The organism is Galbibacter sp. BG1 (genome assembly GCF_013391805.1).
Taxonomy (GTDB): Bacteria; Bacteroidota; Bacteroidia; order Flavobacteriales; family Flavobacteriaceae; genus Galbibacter.
The window spans coordinates 2,059,856-2,076,883 of the sequence record NZ_CP058364.1 but is presented as its reverse complement, the minus strand read 5'-3'; the positions used below and the strand labels follow the sequence as shown (position 1 = coordinate 2,076,883).

At 37.3% G+C, this 17,028-nt stretch carries 16 protein-coding genes; 9 read left to right on the top strand and 7 right to left on the bottom strand.

All coding sequences use genetic code 11. From position 1 onward, the window contains the following. Positions 1-41 precede the first annotated feature (41 nt). Positions 42-752, bottom strand: coding sequence for a lipoyl(octanoyl) transferase LipB (lipB, locus tag HX109_RS09260; RefSeq protein ID WP_178951342.1), 711 nt, complete (start codon positions 750-752; stop codon positions 42-44). A gap of 155 nt (positions 753-907) precedes the next feature. On the opposite strand from lipB, the gene HX109_RS09255 reads away from it, so the two are divergent. After that, the gene (locus HX109_RS09255) at positions 908-1,318 is read left to right on the top strand and encodes a lipocalin family protein (protein ID WP_178951340.1); all 411 of its coding nucleotides are present in this window, start codon (positions 908-910) and stop codon (positions 1,316-1,318) included. A gap of 53 nt (positions 1,319-1,371) precedes the next feature. Here the strand turns inward: HX109_RS09255 and HX109_RS09250 are convergent, their stop codons facing one another. Further along, positions 1,372-1,530, bottom strand: a complete 159-nt coding sequence (locus HX109_RS09250; RefSeq protein WP_178951338.1) for a YqaE/Pmp3 family membrane protein — start codon at positions 1,528-1,530, stop codon at positions 1,372-1,374. 279 nt (positions 1,531-1,809) lie between these two features. Between HX109_RS09250 and lysS the strand changes: the two genes are divergently transcribed. Further along, positions 1,810-3,501 carry a lysine--tRNA ligase gene (gene lysS / locus HX109_RS09245; RefSeq protein ID WP_178951336.1) on the top strand — a complete coding sequence of 564 codons (1,692 nt, stop codon included), beginning with the start codon at positions 1,810-1,812 and terminating at the stop codon, positions 3,499-3,501. A gap of 80 nt (positions 3,502-3,581) precedes the next feature. Here lysS and HX109_RS09240 read toward each other — a convergent pair whose 3' ends face one another. Beyond that, a complete protein-coding gene (locus HX109_RS09240; RefSeq protein ID WP_178951334.1) occupies positions 3,582-4,040 on the bottom strand; it encodes a Spy/CpxP family protein refolding chaperone in 459 nt (152 codons plus the stop codon). 159 nt (positions 4,041-4,199) lie between these two features. Here HX109_RS09240 and HX109_RS09235 point away from each other — a divergent pair, with 159 nt between their 5' ends. Together HX109_RS09235 and HX109_RS09230 are read left to right on the top strand one after the other, a co-directional pair. After that, positions 4,200-4,532, top strand: coding sequence for a hypothetical protein (locus tag HX109_RS09235; protein WP_178951332.1), 333 nt, complete (start codon positions 4,200-4,202; stop codon positions 4,530-4,532). Between the two features lie 31 nt (positions 4,533-4,563). Then, on the top strand, positions 4,564-5,145 hold the full coding sequence (locus tag HX109_RS09230; RefSeq protein ID WP_178951330.1) for an ester cyclase: 582 nt from the start codon (positions 4,564-4,566) through the stop codon (positions 5,143-5,145). Between the two features lie 104 nt (positions 5,146-5,249). Here the strand turns inward: HX109_RS09230 and alaS are convergent, their stop codons facing one another. Further along, entirely contained in the window at positions 5,250-7,877 is a 2,628-nt protein-coding gene (gene alaS / locus HX109_RS09225; RefSeq protein ID WP_178951328.1) for an alanine--tRNA ligase, read from the bottom strand. A 205-nt stretch (positions 7,878-8,082) separates the two neighbouring features. On the opposite strand from alaS, the gene HX109_RS09220 reads away from it, so the two are divergent. The 5 genes from HX109_RS09220 to HX109_RS09200 all read left to right on the top strand — a co-directional run bounded on the left by HX109_RS09220 (position 8,083) and on the right by HX109_RS09200 (position 11,407). Beyond that, entirely contained in the window at positions 8,083-9,060 is a 978-nt protein-coding gene (locus HX109_RS09220) for a M23 family metallopeptidase (protein WP_178951326.1), read from the top strand. Continuing rightward, positions 9,060-9,389, top strand: coding sequence for a MerR family transcriptional regulator (locus tag HX109_RS09215; protein ID WP_178951324.1), 330 nt, complete (start codon positions 9,060-9,062; stop codon positions 9,387-9,389). Before HX109_RS09220 ends, HX109_RS09215 begins: the two co-directional genes overlap by 1 nt. 108 nt (positions 9,390-9,497) lie before the next feature. Next, the gene (locus HX109_RS09210; RefSeq protein WP_178951323.1) at positions 9,498-10,109 is read left to right on the top strand and encodes a LemA family protein; all 612 of its coding nucleotides are present in this window, start codon (positions 9,498-9,500) and stop codon (positions 10,107-10,109) included. 49 nt (positions 10,110-10,158) lie between these two features. Further along, positions 10,159-10,602, top strand: a complete 444-nt coding sequence (locus HX109_RS09205) for a TPM domain-containing protein (RefSeq protein ID WP_178951321.1) — start codon at positions 10,159-10,161, stop codon at positions 10,600-10,602. A 4-nt stretch (positions 10,603-10,606) separates the two neighbouring features. Then, on the top strand, positions 10,607-11,407 hold the full coding sequence (locus HX109_RS09200) for a TPM domain-containing protein (RefSeq protein WP_255462661.1): 801 nt from the start codon (positions 10,607-10,609) through the stop codon (positions 11,405-11,407). A gap of 103 nt (positions 11,408-11,510) precedes the next feature. On the opposite strand, the gene HX109_RS09195 is transcribed toward HX109_RS09200, so the two are convergent. The 3 genes from HX109_RS09195 to era form a co-directional block, all read right to left on the bottom strand. After that, positions 11,511-14,264, bottom strand: coding sequence for an outer membrane beta-barrel protein (locus HX109_RS09195; protein WP_178951319.1), 2,754 nt, complete (start codon positions 14,262-14,264; stop codon positions 11,511-11,513). Positions 14,265-14,347: 83 nt separating this feature from the next. Next, complete coding sequence (gene der / locus HX109_RS09190) at positions 14,348-15,652, bottom strand: ribosome biogenesis GTPase Der (protein ID WP_178951317.1); 1,305 nt, start codon at positions 15,650-15,652, stop codon at positions 14,348-14,350. A gap of 480 nt (positions 15,653-16,132) precedes the next feature. Beyond that, complete coding sequence (gene era / locus HX109_RS09185) at positions 16,133-17,020, bottom strand: GTPase Era (protein WP_178951315.1); 888 nt, start codon at positions 17,018-17,020, stop codon at positions 16,133-16,135. Positions 17,021-17,028 lie beyond the last annotated feature (8 nt).

The following is a 17,028-nucleotide window of genomic DNA, read 5'->3' as shown; positions in this document are numbered from 1 at the left end:
AATCGAGACTTGCAACCTTCTTTTACCTTAAGTTTATATGATTACGTAAGCTCTTCAATAAATTCGGCTTCGAAAAGTTTCATGAAATGCTTTTGAAGTTTCAATTTCACTTCAACCACATCGATTTTTTCCTTACCCAACTCCACATTTAAGGAAGTAACTCCCTTACCACGAATTCCACAGGGAATAATATTATCAAAATAGCCCAAATTGGCGTTCACATTTAAAGCAAAACCATGCATAGTGACCCATCTAGAGGCCCGTACGCCCATGGCACATATTTTTCTCGCAAATGGAGTCCCCACATCAATCCAAACACCTGTCTCCCCTTCACTTCTGGTAGCTTTTAGTCCATATTCCTCTAGCGTAAGAATAATTACTTCCTCTAAAAACCGTAGGTACTTATGAATGTCGGTAAAGAAATTATCCAAATCTAAAATAGGGTACCCTACAATTTGTCCAGGCCCGTGATACGTAATATCTCCCCCTCTATTGATCTTATAAAATGTAGCGCCTTTTTCCCGCAACTGAACTTCATTTAAAAGCAAATTTTTCAAATCTCCGCTTTTACCCAAGGTGTAGACATGAGGGTGCTCTACAAATAGAAAATAATTAAGGGTTTCTTCTGCAGTGCCTTCCCTTCTATTTTTAATTTTTGTATCTAAAATAGCTTTAAAAAGCAACTCTTGATAATCCCACGTTTCTTTGTAATCCCGATGCCCAAGATCTTGCAAAACAACTTTTTTATTCATCTCTCATAAATTCCTTCTACAAAAATACAATATCCCGCAGACATATGTAGGTTTAGAAACCACCATCGCATTATCGAACATTTTAAACACCTCAAAGAAAAACTAGAAAATCATCTAAAAAATAATTAATTTTATGATTACCAACAATTTACATTATGGATTCTTTTAAAAAAATCTTGTTTTTATTTTTAATCATACTTGCTTTAGGATGTTCCAACGATGATGATGGTTACACTCCTTACAATCAACGGCTCATCGGGCAATGGTTTTTAACGGGTGTCACGCAAAATGGAATGCTTACAGCACCAGATGAATGTACTTCCCAAACCTATCTAAACTTTGTAAACCTAGAAGATGTAATTACACAATCTTACGGAAAAGACATGAACGATGTGTGCAATAACACCGCGGCCGAAGCCTTCAAATATGCAGTTTCTGAAAATCTTCAGTTAGTTTTATTTGACGACGAAGAAGCCTTCAATATTTTTGACATTATCGATTTAAGTGGTAACGAATTGACCATTGAAGATTCTGGAAACGGAATACAGTTGGTTTTTCAGAAGTAAACAACCTCATCATATGGACAAAAGGCATTATAAATCTCACTTAGTGAGTAAAACTATCTGTTAGGATTATTCAAAATAATTAAGGCGGCAATAACGCCGGGAATCCAGCCACAAAGCCACAATAGAAATACAATTATAATCGAACCACAACCTTTGTCCAACACAGCTAGGGGCGGGCTAAGAATTGAAAGTAACACTCTCCAAATACTCATTTTTTATTTTTTTTGATTGATGAAAATATTTATGCTGAAAAAATCAGCAGTTAACTTCAGCTTGATTACTTCTGAAGACAATGCAAATATAATACGCTTCTATATTTAAGACGCCTAACTTTAAAAATTGTTACAATTTTATCAGAATTATTTCAGCAATAAAATTTCCGGTGTTCACTTCGGAAGACACCCAGAACTTAGCTTCAGTAATAATACAAATTGATTGATAGATTGTTAAATACTCCTTATCTTCGCAGGCTTAAAATGACAAATTAAATTATGCAACTTTCAGAACAAGAAATTATCCGTAGAGAAAAGCTTGGAAAGCTTCGTGAATTGGGCATTAATCCTTATCCGGCCGATTTGTACCCGGTAGATCACACCTCAAAGAAAGTCAAACAGGAATTTGAAGATGACAAAAAGGTTGTTCTTGCAGGAAGGTTAATGAGCAGACGTATTCAAGGAAAAGCTTCTTTTGCTGAGTTGCAAGATAGTGAAGGCCGAATCCAGCTCTATTTTAATAGAGATGAAATTTGTCCAGATGAAGATAAAACCCTTTACAACGACGTTTATAAAAAACTTCTTGATATTGGAGACATCATAGGTATCGAAGGAACACTCTTCAAAACACAAGTTGGTGAAAAAACAGTAATGGTAAAGAACTTTACCGTGCTAAATAAATCCTTACGCCCACTACCCCTACCAAAAGTTGATGGAGAAGGAAATGTATACGATGAGTTTAACGATCCCGAACTGCGATACAGACAAAGATATGTCGATCTTATCGTAAACCCCCATGTAAAAGAAACTTTTAAAAAGCGTACCAAAATTACCAACAGCATGCGGGAGTTTTTTAATTCTCGTGATTATATCGAGGTAGAGACCCCAATACTACAGGCCATCCCTGGAGGAGCTGCGGCAAGACCTTTTGTAACACACCATAATGCGCTAAACATCCCTTTATATTTGCGTATTGCTAACGAACTTTATTTAAAAAGACTAATTGTTGGTGGGTTTGATGGGGTGTATGAATTTGCAAAGGATTTTCGTAATGAGGGAATGGACAAAACACATAACCCAGAGTTTACGGTAATGGAATTGTATGTTTCTTATAAAGATTACAACTGGATGATGAACATGACAGAAGAGTTGCTTGAGAAAGTAGCTACCGATGCCAACGGGAGTCCGAAAGTAACGGTTGGGAAAAATGAAATTAACTTTACAGCTCCTTACCCACGTGTGCCCATATTGCAAGCCATAAAAGATCATACTGGTTTTGATGTTGCGGGAATGAACGAGGAAGAACTCCGAGAAGTTTGTATCAAACTAGACATCCCTGCAGATGAAAGCATGGGTATTGGGAAGCTTATTGATGAAATTTTTGGTGAAAAATGTGAACACAATTACATCCAACCAACCTTTATCACCGATTACCCAAAAGAAATGAGTCCGCTTACCAAAGAACATAGGGACAACCCTGCATTAACCGAGCGATTTGAGCTGATGGTTAACGGAAAAGAATTGGCCAATGCCTATTCTGAGCTTAACGACCCTATCGACCAAAGGGAACGTTTTGAAGAACAATTAAAACTTTCTGAAAAAGGCGACGACGAGGCGATGTTTATCGATCAAGATTTCTTGCGTGCCCTTGAATACGGAATGCCCCCAACTTCTGGAATTGGAATTGGCATAGACCGCTTGGTAATGCTTTTAACCAATAACGCCTCTATACAGGAAGTGCTTTTCTTCCCTCAAATGAGACCAGAGAAAAAAGTTGAAGTAGCGCTTAACGATGAAGAAAAAGCGGTATTTGAAATGCTGAAAAAAGAGAATAAAATGCCGTTGGAAGACTTAAAAACCCAATCGGGATTGAGCAATAAAAAGTGGGACAAAACAATTAAAGGACTTACCAAACACAAATTGGTAAAAGTTTCCAAAACAGACGAAGGACTGTTTTGTGAAATTGCCTAAGATTAATATCAGATACTAAAAAAACCCCGAAAGACTTAACGTTTTTTTGGGGTTTATTTTTTGCAATTAAATTTAAGCAACTATTTTCTGGCCTCCCTATGGTGTTTAAATTCCTTTTTTGCCTTGTGCATACTTCGCTTCCACATTTTATACTGCTCCTCGTTTAAAATTTTCTTCATTTTAGATTGAACTTCTAATTGGGCATCCAACCTCTCATTCATACGGGCGTATCGCTCATCTGCTGTTGGCTTCTCCCCAGCTTCCTTCTTTGCTTTTAATTCGGCCATTTTTTCTTTTCGTTCAATAGCAATATCTTTATTTATGGTATAAATATCTTTCTGCTGACTTTCGGTTAAGTCTAAAGTAAGGGCCATTTTTTTCGTTTTCAAATCCGCAATTTGATCTGCAGATAACTCCTTGTACATGCTTTTCATTCCCTCCCGCTTCTCTTTTCTATCCATTCTACCTCGCTCTTGAGCTGAAGAAAATGCAATTCCAGCAACCATCATAACGGTTAATATGCTCCATTTAATTTTCATATCATTTGTGTTTTAAAGTTTATAATTCTAAGACCATAGAAATTAAAAAAGGTTTAAACGCTTTTATAAAATTAGGGAAAAACACCCTTTATATTTCGAGGTTTTACCTCTTACAAAAGGTTGGTTTGTAGCTTACTTTTATCAAAAACAACCAACATTATGAATTCTTCAACATTTAAAATTGAAAAAGCTATAGTAAGTACAGAGCAGCAAACTATTTTATGGAATGGAAATAAGATTCCCATTCACGCACAAATTACTTTTAGTGGGTATTCCCATCGCTTTAGAGTCTATTTTGTGGATAAGGAATATGCCAACATTCCATCGACTTTTATGTCTCACCAAAAATTGGTGATTAAATTCGAATACCACGGAGCTATCCATTCCTACTCACAGTTTACCCAATCTTCCTCTCCGGTATATGCATTTTACGATACCCTTTGCCCAGAATTAAATTGCATCACCGCTCGAGAACGTAGCTTAGCTATTTAATATTGAATTCAATAAATATTAATCGACAAAGATGAAAACTATAATCGCACTCTTCTTGTTCCTGAATTGTTTCGGCTTAGCATCTTCGCAGAATGCACCCTACGATTCTATTTCCCAAATAGAGAAAAACAAAAAACTGGTAAAAGGTTTTTATGAAGATTTATGGGCTACGGATAATACTCAAAATTATTCTAAATACCTAGCAGACGAATATGTAGTTCACGACATTGGGGAACGCAAAAACGTAACAGAACCAGCGATTGAACAAAAAATAATAGCAGATCGATTTTGGGATAATGGCACAAACAAGGTCACCATCGATTACCAAATAGCTGAAGGAGATTTGGTCGCCACTAGATGGCACATGGCTTACCAACCAGAATCTTTTTTTGGCAAGGTGCTATTTGGTTCTGGCTCCATTCCAATTATTAATGTGTTTCGTATACAAAACGGAAAAATTGTGGAAATCTGGAATCATAGACATGACATTGATACCAACCAAACTTTACGGTTTACACTCAAGGGATTGCTGATTGGTTTATTAATAGCTTTAATCCCTACAATTTGGGCGTTTCGAATGCAGAAGAAATTAAAGCGGATTAAAAAAGGGTAGTTTTTCATCCTATAACTTTATTTTTTTGTTCGACCAACCCTCAAACAAAAAACCGGCGAAGGAAACTTTCCCGAGCCGGTTTAATTTTTAAAATATTGCTACTGCTATTGTTTAACAAATTCCTTTGCTTTTATAAGAGCATCGTTAATTCCTTCTGGATTTCTTCCTCCTGCCGTTGCAAAGAATGGTTGACCACCACCACCACCTTGGATGAGTTTCCCGAGTTCCCGAACTATCTGTCCCGCATTAAGATCTTTCTCTTTTACAATTTCTTTGGAAACGTAGCAGGTTAAAAGTACTTTTCCTTCATTTTCCGAGGCGAACACTAAGTACAAATTCTTAAATTCACTACCCAGCTCGAAAGCCAAATCTTTAATACTGCCTTGGTCTAAATCTACCTTTTTCGCCAAAAATTGAACTCCGTTTACTTCTTCCAAAGATGCCTTTAGCTCTCCTTTCAATCCTTTAGCTTTATCCTTAAGCAATTGTTCTATCTGCTTTTTCATGGAGGCATTTTCTTCCTGTAAAGTCGTAATCGCTTTTACAGGATCGCTATTGCTTTTTAATACTGACTTTACTTCCTTAAAAGCTTCCGTCTGACTTGCAAAATAGTCTTTCGCTGCATCACTTGTAATAGCTTCAATTCTACGTACTCCAGCAGCAACAGCACTTTCCGAAGTAATAATAAAATGCCAAATATCCCCAGTGTTTTTAACGTGGGTACCACCGCACAGCTCCATACTTTCACCAAATTTAACGGTACGCACCAAATCCCCATATTTCTCTCCAAATAAGGCTACCGCCCCGGCATTTAAAGCCTCTTGGTAAGGCATACGCCTATTTTCTTCCAAAGGCAATTGCTCACGAATTCGGGCGTTGACAAAATCTTCTATTTGTGTTAATTCTTCCGAAGTAACCTTACTAAAATGTGAAAAATCGAAACGTAGATACCCACTGTGCACCATACTTCCCTTTTGCTCCACATGACTGCCCAAAACACTTCTCAAGGCCTGGTGCAATAAATGCGTAGCGGTATGATTGGCAGCAGTCCTACTTCGCTGTTTTACATCCACCACAGCCTTAAAAGTATCGGTTAAATTTTTAGGAAGGTTTTTAGCAAGATGTATGATTAAATTATTTTCCTTTTTTGTATCAATTATATAAACTACGTCTCCATTTGAAGACTCCAGATACCCCTTATCCCCTACTTGTCCGCCGCCTTCAGCATAAAAAGGGGTAATATTGAATACCAATTGATACATTTCTCCCTCTTTTTTACTTTCTACTTTACGGTAACGGGTAAGTTTTACATGGGTTTCTAAGATATCGTAACCTACAAATTCCTCCACTGGATCATCCACAAGGACTTCCCAATCCCCAGTTTCTATTTTTGTAGCGGCACGAGATCTGCTTTTTTGTTTTTCCAGTTCTATTTGAAACCCTTTCTGATCTAATTGATAACCCTTTTCCTGAAGTATCAATGCTGTTAAATCTATAGGAAAGCCATAAGTATCGTAAAGTTCGAAAGCTTTACTTCCTGCAATAATTTTGTCTTCGTTTGCATCGATTATAGAATCAAGCAGGATTAAACCTTGTGCCAGGGTTCGCAAAAACGAATTTTCCTCTTCACGGATTACATTTACAATAATGTTTTTTTCCTTTTTTAGCTCCGGGAAAAACTCTTGCATTTGCTTGGTAAGGGTATCCACCAATTTGTAAATAAAAGGTTCTTTTTGGTTCAGGAAAGTAAATCCATATCTAATGGCCCTACGCAAAATCCTACGAATAACGTATCCTGCCCCAGTATTACTTGGCAGCTGCCCATCTGCAATGGCAAAAGCAACAGCACGAACGTGATCTGCAATTACCCTTATGGCAATGTTTATTTCTTCGCCTTCTTTACCTTCGGCGCCATACTTGGACTTGGTTATGGTTTCAATCTCACGAATAAGCGGTGTAAACACATCGGTATCGTAATTGCTTTTCTTGTCTTGAAGCACCATAGACAAACGCTCGAAGCCCATTCCCGTATCCACATGTTTGGCGGGAAGTTTTTCTAAAGACCCATCTGCCTTTCTGTTGAATTCAATAAATACCAAGTTCCAAATTTCCACCACTTGTGGGTGATCTTTATTGACCAAATCGGCTCCTGGAATTTTTGCCTTTTCCTCTGCTGAACGAATGTCCACATGTATTTCAGAGGAAGGTCCGCATGGCCCCTGATCTCCCATTTCCCAGAAATTATCTTTCTTGTTTCCTAAAATAATTCGGTCTTCGGGCACAATGCCTTTCCAAAGATTGTATGCTTCTTGGTCTATTGGTAAACCTTCTGCCTCGGCACCTTCAAAAACAGTTACATATAAAATATCCTTGTCTATTTTATAAACCTCTGTTAGCAATTCCCATGCCCATTGAATAGCTTCCTTTTTAAAATAATCCCCAAAACTCCAATTCCCAAGCATTTCAAACATGGTATGGTGATAAGTGTCTTTCCCCACCTCTTCCAAATCGTTGTGCTTACCACTTACGCGAAGACATTTTTGCGTATCGGTCACCCTAGAGTTTTTAGGATTTTTATTTCCTAAAAAATATTCCTTAAACTGATTCATCCCAGCATTCGTAAACATAAGGGTGGGATCGTTTTTTATAACCATTGGGGCAGAAGAAACGATTTCATGCTTCTTATCTTCAAAAAACTTTAAAAACTGCCTTCTTATTTCTTTGGAATTCATCTCCTATATTTTTACTTATTTCGAGTTCAAAAACCACTTTAGCATACCGATAATTCAAAAATTCAGTTAACTAAGTGAAAGAACCAGACTCTAATTCTTAACATTTATTAAAAATTGTTCAAACTGAAAAACAATTTATATATTTGTTCGTTACACAATTGAGTGCCATCGCTATATATTTGGCAAAAATAGAATTTTTAAACTAATGACGAAGGTAAAATATTATTACGATTCTGAAACTTTATCTTACAGGAGAATTGAACCTAAAAAGGGTAAAAAAATTGTAAATATTAGTTTGTTCGTATTGGCCTCCTTTCTTTTTGGAGGTATTTGTTTGCTTATTCTATTAAACACCAATTTAGTGAATACGCCCAAAGAGCTTTCTCAAGCCAGGGAATTGCGCAATTACGAATTTCAATTTGAGTTGTTGAATAAAAAAATGACACAAATTGAAGAAGTTTTAGCCAATATTGAAGATCGTGACAACAATATCTATCGCTTGTATTTTGAAGCAAGTCCGATTCCTTCAGAGCAACGTACCGCAGGTTTTGGTGGAGTTAACAGGTATAAAAAACTTGAAGGTTTTAACAATTCTGATCTTATTATAGATGCCACTAAAAAACTGGAGAAACTTCAGAAAAGATTGGTTATACAATCCAAATCTTTAGACGAAATTACCGAACTCGCCAAAGAAAAAGAAAAGTTATTGGCGGCTATTCCTGCTATCCAACCGGTGAGCAACGAGGATCTTACAAGAATGGCCTCGGGATATGGTTGGCGTACCGACCCATTTACCAAAGTTAGAAAAATGCACTACGGGATGGATTTTACTTCACCACGCGGCACACCTGTATACGCCACGGGAGACGGCGTGGTTACTCGAGCAGACAACAGGTCTTCTGGGTACGGTGAACACATTCGAATAGACCACGGATTTGGTTATATGAGCCTGTACGGACACTTAAGCAAGTACAAAGTACGGCCGGGACAAAAAGTAAAAAGAGGAGACCTCATCGGCTTAGTGGGCAGTACAGGAAGGTCGGAAGCACCGCACCTGCATTACGAGGTATGGAAAGACGACCAGCGCATTAACCCCATAAACTTCTACTACGGAACACTTTCGGCCGAAGAGTACGAAGCTTTATTGCATGCTGCATCCCAAGAAAACCAATCTCTTGACTAATGCATATAGATCTTCCCGAAAAATTATATTATAGTATAGGCGAAGTGGCCAAGGCCTTCGATGTAAATACTTCGCTAATTCGTTTTTGGGATAAGGAGTTTGATATTATCAACCCAAAAAAAAATGCAAAAGGAAATAGAAAGTTCACCCAAGAAGATATTAAAAACTTCAGCTTAATTTATCACTTGGTAAAAGAAAGAGGATTTACTTTAGACGGCGCAAAGACACACTTGAAAGAACAAAAACAGAAAACACTTTCTAATTTTGAGATAATTCGTAAATTGGAAGGAGTAAAGGCAGAACTTATCAAAATTAAAGATCAGCTTTAAATATTTTAGTATTCAAAAAAGAATAATCAATTTTGGACTGCTCTTTTCTTAAAAGTAACAAGACCTTATTTATATCACTAATTAACAACTTAAAAAAAGCAAATTAAAATGAAAAAGTGGATCATTGGTTTAATTGTATTGGCAATTATAGGTTTCGGCGTTTACAACTGGGCTGTTGGCTTTAACAATACTGCCGTTCGTTTAAATGAAAACGTATCTGAAGCTTGGGGAAATGTACAAACGTCCTACCAACGAAGAAACGACCTTATTGGCAATTTGGTGAATACTGTAAAAGGAGCTGCAGATTTCGAAAGAAATACTTTAACGGATGTTATTGAAGCCAGGGCCAAAGCCACTTCGGTAAATGTAAGTGCAAACGATTTGAGCGCGCAACAGTTGGAACAATTCAACCAAGCGCAAGGACAAGTTAGCAGCGCACTAAGCAGACTTTTGGTAACTGTAGAACGCTACCCAGAGCTTAAGGCCAACCAGAATTTCCTTAAACTTCAAGACGAACTTACAAGTACAGAAAACAGTATTCAAACTTCTAGGGTTCGCTATAATGAGGCCATTAAACCTTATAACAACCACGTTAAGACATTTCCAAATAAAATATTGGCCGGATTGTTCGATTTTGAAGGCAAACCTTATTTTGATGCTGAAGCTGGTGCTGAAAGACCGGTAGATGTAGAATTCGATTTTAATGACAAGGAAGATTAACAAATCCTTCCCTAAAAAATTCAGCATAAATCACGCAAATTAGTTTAAAATGAAGAATGCCAAGGTAGCCGCTTTTTTATCTTCCGAAGAAGAAAAAGAAATAATAGAGGCGATCCGTAAAGCGGAGAAAAAAACTTCTGGTGAAATAAGGGTGCACATCGAAGCCTCCAGTAAAAAAGACCCTGTAGTTCGCGCAAATGAAGTTTTTCATTTGTTAAAAATGGACAATACCAAAGAAGAAAATGGCGTACTTATTTATGTCGCTACCGAAGATAAAACTTTTGCCATTTATGGCGATAAAGGTATTGATAAGGCAGTGCCCGAAAACTTTTGGGACAGCACTAAAGACATCATCCAAGAACATTTTAGGAAAAAAGAATTTAAAGAAGGATTGGTCTATGGAATTTTAGAAGCTGGTAAAGAACTACAAGATCATTTTCCTTGGCAGCACGACGATGTAAACGAACTTCCAGACGAAATTTCTAAAAGCTAATATTTTGACAACAAAAAAAGGACTCTTATTATTTCTATTTTTCTTCGGGATTATTGTTTTGCAACCGCTACTGGCTCAGTTCGATATTCCCGAAAAGCCCAAGGAAGAAACCAGTGTTTACGATTATGCCAAAATTCTATCGGATTCCCAAAAGAGCGCACTGGAAAAAAAGTTGATAAACTATGCCGATACTACCAGCACACAAATAGTGGTAGCTACAGTACCCACAATTAATGGAGAGAACATTGGTTTGTTAACTCCAAGATGGGCACAGAAATGGGGAATAGGCCAAGCTAAAGAGGATAATGGAGTGTTTATTCTTTTAGCGGAAAAAGAGCGTAAAATATGGATCTCCCCAGGCTACGGACTCGAACAAAAGCTTACTGCGGGAATCAATGGTGAGATTGTAAGGAACATCATTATTCCAGAGTTTAAAAAAGGAGATTACTACAGCGGCCTTGATAAAGGTACGGATGCGATTATACAGCTTTTTAACGGAACTTACGAAGGCACACCGCAGAGAAGGAAAGGAAATTCTTCGTTGGGTGGTGGCGGATTTATTTTTCTATTCATCCTCTTTATAATCATCATGATTATTCTTTCCCGTAAAAATCGCGGTGGTGGCAATCGTGGCCGAAGAGGCGGTGGATTCGACCTAATGGATATGATTATCTTAAGCAATCTTGGCCGTGGCGGCGGAAGCTTTGGCGGTGGATCTTCTGGAGGAGGATTCGGCGGCGGTGGCTTTGGTGGCGGTTTCGGCGGTGGCGGTTTCAGCGGTGGCGGCGCTGGAGGAAGCTGGTAACAGTCTTTCTGCAACAAATATTAAACCCACATTTACAAACATAATAATATCATAAAGCCCTTCAAAATATTCTGAAGGGCTTTACTTTTAATTTTTTTCTAATCTATCTGTATCTTCCTCTTCCACTATTTGGTTTCTTCCCTCCAAATTGATCGAACTTAAAGCTTAGGCTCGCCATAAAATATTGAGTTAGTACCGTACTTTGGAAATCCTGTATAAAGTCTGCTCCAGTAGATCGTCTTGCGTTATTGTTCTGGTTGAGCAGATCGTATGCCAAAACTTTAAATGTCGCTTTCTTTTTTAAGAATTGATATCCTAGACTCATGTTCCAAAATAGGGCATCTTTGTCAAAATCTGCCGAAACATTGCCATTGTAGTTGTAATTAATGTCATTTCCCCAAACTACATTTTCCGGCCAATAGGTAGTCGTTCTTAACGATGCGGTATGGGATACAAACTCTACATCTTCAAAACTATCAATGTTGTATTTGGTATTGTTATAGGTAATTCTGTATGCCGGTTCTATTTCCAACAGTTCGTTAAAATTTAATGTCGTACTTAGGTATGGCGTCACGCTAAAACTTTTGGCAACCAATTCCCTGCTATTGTTAAAACTAACATCGTTATTGTATCTTAAATTCGGTCTAAAATTTAACTTAGCTGTAAATGTACTGTCCTTTTTTATTTGTTTTGTATAGCCAAATCCAAAATACATATTGTAGTTTCCATCTACGTTGGTAAAGGTTGTGGTTCTTAAAAGATCTTCATCGGTGGTGGTTACAGAAACTACTTTATCTTCTTCTACTTCTCCCCCCGTATACAAATAAAAACCGGTGCGTTCACGCCAATTGTAATTATTGAAATTTATATAAACCCTATGGTTTTTCGTAAGGCTTAAATCTGGATTCCCTTGAACAATATTCAAAGGGTTGGAAATATTGGGCACTGGTTGCAGCTGACCTACGGAAGGAATTCTTAAATTGGAACGATAGTTAAAACGTAACCTTTTATTTTTTCCGAAGTTAACACTCGAAGAAGCATTGAATAAAAGATTTTTATAATTTCTCTCAAAAGATCCTGTTTGAAGAAAATCACTATTTTTTAAATCGGTAAAAGCATATTCCGCATTCACACGCCATCGCCATTTCTCTCCATCCCTTCGGATTCCAAAGGATGGCTTTTGTTGAATATTCCTGAATTCATAATTAGTACTCAAAACCGAATTAAAATTGTCGTAGGCATCCGTGGTATCATCGAAATCGAAAACATCCCTACGGTTTTGATTGGTTTGCGTGCTCCATTGATATTCAAAATCCAAAAAATACTTGTTGCCCAATGGTTGTCTATAAGCGGTTTCAAATTCATATTCGTCGCGTTTGTTATCGCTTAAATTCATTTGATCTACCGATTCCGTACTCGGATTATTACCAAAAACCTCCCTGGTAGATTTAAAGTTGGATTCGTTATCGTTTAGGGAATTGTTATTAGAAAGTGAAATCCTAAAGAACTTGCCTATAGTATCCAATTTTTTGTAAATGTTTAATTGGTTACTGAAATTGCGCTGCATGCCATCGCTAATAGTTTGTCGTTCATTGCTATTGGAAACCTCCCCATCTGTATTCGTAGAAGTTGTTTCGCTAATGTTCGCCGAGTTTACACGGTTTACGCTTAGTGTAGGCTCTAGGGAAATACGGGTGGTTTCATGGATATCAAACTCAAGGTTTGCCGCCCCTCTATTGGAGTTTGTAGAACCGTCGAAACGGGATTCACTATTGGTAAAAAAGCTTCCTTCTGGCAACAAATTCTCCCTTACCGATTTTTGATTGTCGTAAGAATCGCTATAGGCGAAAAAATAGTTCGCATCAATCTCATAAGAGTCTTTTTGAGCATTGGTATAACTCGCCCCTATGGAAGAAGAAGTTGTTATTCCGCGGCCGTAATTATTTATCAAGCCGTTATCATTGGCAAAAGAATACCCCCCATTGGTATTCCCTACCATATCGTAAATTTCATCAAAAGAGAACCCAGCGTTATTTATATTATTTGAGGTCGCTAAAACGCTCACTCGCTCTTTATCCCTAAAGTAATTTAAAATTCCATTGGCCTGATAGCGGTCGTCTGTTCCATATCCAGCTGCCGCACGTCCCATATAGCCCTTGTTTTTATCCTTTTTTATGGTAAGGTTTATGGTTTTGTTCTCTCCGTCACCGTCATCACCTGTAAATTCCTGAGTTTTTGATTTACTATCGGAAATCTGGATTTTATCGATTATCTCTTTGGGCAAACTCTTGGTCGCCACTTTGGGATCGGAACTAAAAAAAACCTGTCCGTTCACCAATACTTTATTAACCTCTTTTCCATTAACGGTTATCTTACCATCACTATCAATCTCCACTCCAGGAAGTTTTTTTAAAACATCTTCCACATTGGCATCGGGCCTGGTTTTAAAAGAATCGGCATTAAACTCTAATGTATCCTTTTTAATGGTTATTGGCACCCGCTCCCCCACAACGCTAACGCCTTCCAATTGTTCTGCCTGCAATTGGAGTGCTATCTCCCCAAAATCTATTTTCTTTTTATTGAGTGATAAAACTTTTTTTACTGGCTGATATCCATTATAAGTTATAAAAAGATTTAATTTTTTTTCTGAAGTGTTTAGGTCTAAAATAAAAGCCCCATTTTGATTGGATATACTATACGAAACCATCGTGCTATCTTGAATAGTTTCAGCATAAATGGTGGAAGCTTCTAGGGGTTCTTTGGTAGTTTCATCTATTACTTTCCCTGTTATTTCGTATTCTTGAGCGTAGGTGCCCGTACTTATAACAAAGAAAAATAGTAGGTATATTTTCTTCATTGATATTAGTTTTTTCGAAAATAGAACAAAACCACAATCAATAAAGGTGAAATTTACTTTTTAATAATACTTTAACACTACGCTTATTTCTTTCGGAAATATACCTGAACGGGAACCCCATGAAAATCAAAATTTTCACGTAATTTATTTTCAATAAACCTACGGTAAGGCTCTTTTACATACTGCGGTAAATTGGCAAAAAATGCAAACTGCGGTGTAGGCGTAGGCAGTTGCGTACAAAACTTTACTTTTACGTATTTACCCTTATGGGATGGTGGTGGCGTATGCTCTATAATAGGCAACATGGTATCGTTAAGCTTGGATGTACTTATACGCTTGGTTTTATTCTCATACACCTCAACCGCCTTTTCAATAGCTTTAAAAATACGTTGTTTGTTCAATACAGAAATAAAAATAATTGGCACATCGGTAAAAGGCTCTATTTGCTTTTTGATGTAAGCTTCAAATTGCTTTACGGTATTGGTATCTTTTTCTACCAAATCCCACTTATTCACCAAAATAACAATCCCTTTGCGGTTTCTTTCTGCCAACCAAAAAATATTTAAATCCTGTCCTTCAAAACCCCTTGTGGCATCTAGCACCAATAAAATAACATCACTATGCTCTATGGCCCTAACCGAACGCATTACCGTATAAAATTCCAGATCTTCTTTTACCTTGGCTTTTCTGCGAATACCGGCCGTATCTACCAAATTAAATTCAAATCCGTACCTATTGTATTTGGTATCCATACTGTCACGAGTAGTTCCAGCTATATCTGTAACAATGTAACGCTCTTCTCCCAACAATGCATTTATAAAAGAAGACTTTCCAGCATTTGGTCTCCCCACTACGGCAAACCTCGGCAATTCCTCTTCTTCCACTCCAGTATCTTCCGGAAGTAATTCAACAACGGCATCCAACAATTCTCCAGTCCCACTCCCATTAATACTGGAAATTGTGTGGTAATCGCCCAATCCTAAAGAGTAAAACTCTACTGCATCGGCTTGTCTTAATGCGCTATCTACCTTATTAACAGCCATAACCACAGGTTTATTTACTTGGCGAAGCAATTGTGCAACTTCTTCGTCCATTCCAGTGACCCCTGTAGAAACATCCACTACAAAAATGATGACATCTGCTTCATCGATAGCCAATTCTACTTGTTTATCAATCTCTTTTTCAAAAATATCATCACTTCCAACAACATATCCTCCTGTATCGATCAGCGAAAATTCACGACCGTTCCAATCTGACTTTCCATAGTGACGATCGCGGGTCACCCCACTGATTTCATCAACAATGGCTTCCCTCCTTTTAATCATTCGGTTAAAAAGTGTCGATTTTCCAACATTTGGCCTTCCTACTATGGCTACAATAGCACTCATACTTAAAATTTTATGGCGCAAAGGTAATTCTATTTTTTGAGTTTTTAACGATTGCTTTTAGAGGAAATAAATATTAAACCAATAGCCAAGGCTTACCTAAAACATTAAAAAAGAAAAGGCTGCCTAAAATTATAGACAACCTCTTCTACGGAATTAAAATAATCGTTTATTTATATTCTCAGGATTTATTTAAAATCCCTTTATAGTTTTGTTCACTGAATTATATGAATAGATAACCGTATTGACTTCAGCTTTAAAGTGCGACAAACCCAAAGCACCTAAAGCCTTCCAATTAAAAATAAAAAAAGAGGATTCTATTTGACGGCATGAAACAAAAGCAGACAATGCTTTAAGCCATAAATATATAGGTCTCATTTTGGTTAGTTCTAATTCCCCCCAAAGAAACTAAAGCAATCTTAAGTTAGTGTTACTTGTATAGCAAGGTTTTGTTACCTCTTTTGCTGGAAAGTAAATTAATTGTTACTTCTGGTTGTACCCAAACCTTTTCAGCTGTTTCTGGTTGGAACGCCAGTTTTTATTCACTTTTACGTAGATTTCTATGTGTACCTGCTTTCCAAAGAATTTCTCCAGGTCTTTTCGCGCCTGTACCCCTACTCTTTTCAAAGCAGAGCCTTTATGACCGATAATGATGCCTTTTTGCGTATCGCGTTCTACCATAATTACAGAACGAATTCTTATAATATCCTCATCCTCCAAAAACTCTTCAGTTTCTACCTCTACAGCATAAGGAATTTCCTTTTTATAATTGATAAGGATTTTTTCCCGAACGGTTTCGTTTACAAAAAATCGTTCTGGTTTATCGGTAATTTGATCTTTCGGATAAAAAGGTGGTGACTCTGGCAACAACTCCAGAATGCGATTAAAAACATTACTGATGTTGAAATTTTGAAGCGCGGAAATAGGATAAATCTCTGCATTGGGCACTTTTTCGCTCCACCATTGCACTTGCTCTTCCAGTACATCCTGGGAAGAAATATCTATTTTGTTCAGCAATAAAAGAACAGGTAATTTAGAAGAAGTAATTTTTTGGAAAAAAGCCTCATCTTTTAATTCCCTCTCTCCAATCTCTACCATATAAAGGAGTACATCGGCGTCTTCAAAAGCCGATTTTACAAAATCCATCATGGATTGCTGTAATTCATAAGCTGGTTTTATAATTCCAGGAGTATCAGAAAGTACTACTTGAAAATCCTCTCCATTTACAATTCCGAAAATACGGTGTCTTGTTGTTTGCGCCTTGGATGTAATTATTGAAAGCTTCTCGCCAACAAAAGCATTCATCAACGTAGACTTCCCCACATTGGGATTTCCAATAATATTTACAAAACCTGCTTTATGCTTCTCCATTACTTATC

Bases quoted from the DNA above. Each gene is read 5' to 3' on its own strand.
- lipB (WP_178951342.1), bottom strand. From the start codon at position 752: ATGAATAAAAAAGTTGTTTTGCAAGATCTTGGGCATCGGGATTACAAA.
- HX109_RS09255 (WP_178951340.1), top strand. From the start codon at position 908: ATGGATTCTTTTAAAAAAATCTTGTTTTTATTTTTAATCATACTTGCT.
- HX109_RS09250 (WP_178951338.1), bottom strand. From the start codon at position 1,530: ATGAGTATTTGGAGAGTGTTACTTTCAATTCTTAGCCCGCCCCTAGCT.
- lysS (WP_178951336.1), top strand. From the start codon at position 1,810: ATGCAACTTTCAGAACAAGAAATTATCCGTAGAGAAAAGCTTGGAAAG.
- HX109_RS09240 (WP_178951334.1), bottom strand. From the start codon at position 4,040: ATGAAAATTAAATGGAGCATATTAACCGTTATGATGGTTGCTGGAATT.
- HX109_RS09235 (WP_178951332.1), top strand. From the start codon at position 4,200: ATGAATTCTTCAACATTTAAAATTGAAAAAGCTATAGTAAGTACAGAG.
- HX109_RS09230 (WP_178951330.1), top strand. From the start codon at position 4,564: ATGAAAACTATAATCGCACTCTTCTTGTTCCTGAATTGTTTCGGCTTA.
- alaS (WP_178951328.1), bottom strand. From the start codon at position 7,877: ATGAATTCCAAAGAAATAAGAAGGCAGTTTTTAAAGTTTTTTGAAGAT.
- HX109_RS09220 (WP_178951326.1), top strand. From the start codon at position 8,083: ATGACGAAGGTAAAATATTATTACGATTCTGAAACTTTATCTTACAGG.
- HX109_RS09215 (WP_178951324.1), top strand. From the start codon at position 9,060: ATGCATATAGATCTTCCCGAAAAATTATATTATAGTATAGGCGAAGTG.
- HX109_RS09210 (WP_178951323.1), top strand. From the start codon at position 9,498: ATGAAAAAGTGGATCATTGGTTTAATTGTATTGGCAATTATAGGTTTC.
- HX109_RS09205 (WP_178951321.1), top strand. From the start codon at position 10,159: ATGAAGAATGCCAAGGTAGCCGCTTTTTTATCTTCCGAAGAAGAAAAA.
- HX109_RS09195 (WP_178951319.1), bottom strand. From the start codon at position 14,264: ATGAAGAAAATATACCTACTATTTTTCTTTGTTATAAGTACGGGCACC.
- der (WP_178951317.1), bottom strand. From the start codon at position 15,652: ATGAGTGCTATTGTAGCCATAGTAGGAAGGCCAAATGTTGGAAAATCG.
- era (WP_178951315.1), bottom strand. From the start codon at position 17,020: ATGGAGAAGCATAAAGCAGGTTTTGTAAATATTATTGGAAATCCCAAT.